The following is a 3,103-nucleotide window of genomic DNA, read 5'->3' as shown; positions in this document are numbered from 1 at the left end:
AAAACTCATCCCTCACATTAGAAATCTTCTAATAATACATAATCTAAATAATTCATCCACATCTCAAATACCCTCAAAAACAATTGATTAACGCTAAAAAATTAACTTTTTAAGAATAAAAACCTCGAAATTCCTTTCAAAACACCCCAGCCCATCAATTAGAAAAGTACAATAATGATAATTTATTTCGTTCTTAACTCACCTTACTTAACTTTTACCAATTGTATTGAATTAAAATTCAAGCTCTTAAAGACCAAAGGTAAGGTATCTTTAAATAAAGCCTAGCTTAACTAGCCGGTCAAAATAGCTGAAAATCCGTAAAACACGGATCTTTTCTAACCTACATATTTATTTATTATTCAATTAAAATTTTTAAAAAACCACCATTTCATTGAACCCAAGTGAACTTAACACAAAAACAGAACATCGAATATATCAACATATAGATCTGCTAAAAAATATAAATGGAAATAAAAGGAGGTTAGAATACACCCCTTAAACCAAGGATTAACAAACCTATTTTTTTGTTTGATGATTAAAAGAGCACTTTTATCCTTTATACTTTTTTTATTCCAGCAATCAATCGCTTTTGCACAAAGCGACGCTGAATCGCCAGGTTTACTCCCAAAAGGAAAATTCCTTTTTTTCAATTATATGGGCTTTAGCCCTGGGGATTTTGGGTCTGGTATCACGATCAGTCCATCCCTAAGATATGGTCTCTCCGATCGTTTTGAAATCCGGATCAATCAACCTTTACTTTATACTCATTCAAATATTGAAGGAATAAATTCCGATGCCTTCGGTTTAGGCTCTTTGGGATTAGGCACAAAAATTCGATTAATAGATGAAGATGGCTGGATTCCCGCCATTGGAGCTTACACACAGATAAACCTTCCTACAGGAACAGGAGAATTTCATTCGGATAAAGTTTCTTACCTCTATCGCTTTAGTTTTAGGAATACTTTAAGCGAAAGGGTGAGTTTGACCTATAATATAGGTGGAATTTGGGATGGCAGCAGTTGGGCCCCAAATTATCTGTATAATCTGGTTCTCGATGTTGCATTAACTCCACGGGTAGCAGCATATGCAGAATTGTATGGCCTATTACCTCAGGGAGAAAAAAATCAACACAATATAAATGTGGGAGGTTACTATACTTTTACCAATCAATTCAGCCTTGCAGCAGGAACTACATTTGATTTAATCACCGGTAAACCTGGTGTATATAGTGTTATGCTTATTTTCAATTTTTAGAATATTACCAATAATGTTGATAAAATTGAGAGGTAAGGTGTAGAGAGAATTGAATATTAAATTATCATCAGCAAATATCTCTTTAACACCTTTTCTGGAATGATACCAAAAAACTTTCTTACAGAAAGCCCATCTTCATTATTAGGGTCCCCTTACAAACGCCCCATCCACTTTTGTAGCTAAATTTTCTTGGATACATTAGAGGCTACCTTATGAGAATTCCCCGAACCGCTTCAAAGAACTTTACTTCATGTCTTGGTGATTTTCTATCAAAATATAAGAACTAGAATTCTACCCCATTTTAGATAAAAGCAGAATATGTTGTGGATGAAATCTTTTCTCAACCCTCTCATTGGACATAAGAGTTATTGAGGAAAGCTCAGATAAAAGAAAGTGAAACTCCCTCAGCTTAAGGCAAATAATTCAATCACAAATCAATACCTCTTAAAAAAAAGAAAATAAAGAGGGCATAACTAACGGTAATTAGGAATTAAAAATTAGGAAGAATTCTGAAAAACAAAAAAATCCTGTAAATGAAAAACAGAGGTTTTTATAAAACTTATTCCTAAAGCGATGGTGCAAATAATTGGCAGGTGCATGTATTACACATATGGATGAATTAAAATCGATTAATCGGAGATTTCAAAATCATTATTTAATTCATAATTAAGCCATGAGGGAATTAAATAAATCAAGAACTTTTATCTTTTACTTTAATTCTTTCTTTTTGCACTCCAATAGCCATAAAATATTTTTTCACCGTTTCGGCTTTCTTACGTGCCAGAATCTTCTGATTCCTATTTTTATCCGGATCAGCATATACTTCAATAGCTACATGGTTTAAAGCTTTTAAAACTCCTCCCAATTTATTTAATTCTAATTTTCCATTGGTAGTAAGGTTCGCTTCTTCAGGAAAAAAATAAAAATCAGGGATACGCAACACCATTTTATCTTCCGGAATCAAATCAATTTCTTGCCAAAAAACCTGCTTATCCTCCCCACCCCCAATGTCTCTTTGAATGACCATAGATTTATGGCCTGGTGCACTCACCTCCAATTGATAAGAACCGGGTTTTTTCAAATTGAAATGATAATTGCCGTCAAAATCTGTCTTACAAATTAAAACATTTTGATCCTCATCAATTAATCGAACATTTACCCCTTTAGCTTTGCCATTGCTGTTTTTTACCCGTCCCTTAAGTACACTCTGACCAAACCCAAGTTTGGAATAGGCCAAAAAAATCAGAAATATGAAAAACCTTTTTTTCATATAATACAATTGAAATACTTTAACAAATGAGAATAAAGGCTGAAAGAAAAATTGAAAAGACAGAATAATTACGAAAATACGGTAAGTTTATTGCATAAACACACAGCAGATGCCAGTAAACTAATAACTGCTTTTATAAAGATTACAGGAAAAACAACCAACACCAATTCGGGGCCTCAATTCCTAATTTTCTTTCAATTCTTTAGACAAAAAGAAAGATTCATTCTATCGGATAAGATAATTAAAGTAATTGGTGCAGCTTACCTTCAGTCAAACCATAGGTTTGTTTTCATTAATAGGCCAGAATGTAAAAAGATAAGAGAATGAAAAAGTATTCAAGGTCATTTCATCAATAGAAAACACTTCCTAATGAAATGAAAGAGCTCCACCAAAAAAATGAGGTAAATTAAACCTTTCTCTAAAAGCGAAAAAAACTTTTTACCTTATTTCCATTTCAATCTCACATGGAATGTACTGTACCATTATTTCCTCCAGAAGCACTATTTCATCTTCAACATTCATCAACTCCTCAAGGCAGATCTGTAAATCCTTTTCACATCCACATTTTACTTTCATCTG

The 3,103-nt window shown here is 32.9% G+C and carries 3 protein-coding genes; 2 read left to right on the top strand and 1 reads right to left on the bottom strand.

Annotated elements, in window-relative coordinates:
* The first annotated feature begins 531 nt into the window (after window positions 1-531).
* Window positions 532-1,254, top strand: coding sequence for a transporter (locus E1171_RS03900; protein WP_155204287.1), 723 nt, complete (start codon window positions 532-534; stop codon window positions 1,252-1,254).
* A gap of 691 nt (window positions 1,255-1,945) precedes the next feature.
* On the opposite strand, the gene E1171_RS03895 is transcribed toward E1171_RS03900, so the two are convergent.
* Window positions 1,946-2,524, bottom strand: a complete 579-nt coding sequence (locus tag E1171_RS03895) for a carboxypeptidase regulatory-like domain-containing protein (protein WP_155204285.1) — start codon at window positions 2,522-2,524, stop codon at window positions 1,946-1,948.
* Window positions 2,525-2,575: 51 nt separating this feature from the next.
* On the opposite strand from E1171_RS03895, the gene E1171_RS03890 reads away from it, so the two are divergent.
* Window positions 2,576-2,851 carry a hypothetical protein gene (locus E1171_RS03890; protein ID WP_155204283.1) on the top strand — a complete coding sequence of 92 codons (276 nt, stop codon included), beginning with the start codon at window positions 2,576-2,578 and terminating at the stop codon, window positions 2,849-2,851.
* Window positions 2,852-3,103: the final 252 nt, after the last annotated feature.

Source organism: Xanthovirga aplysinae (genome assembly GCF_009711365.1).
Classification (GTDB): domain Bacteria; phylum Bacteroidota; class Bacteroidia; order Cytophagales; family Cyclobacteriaceae; genus Xanthovirga; species Xanthovirga aplysinae.
This window is presented reverse-complemented; position numbering and strand designations above follow the sequence as displayed.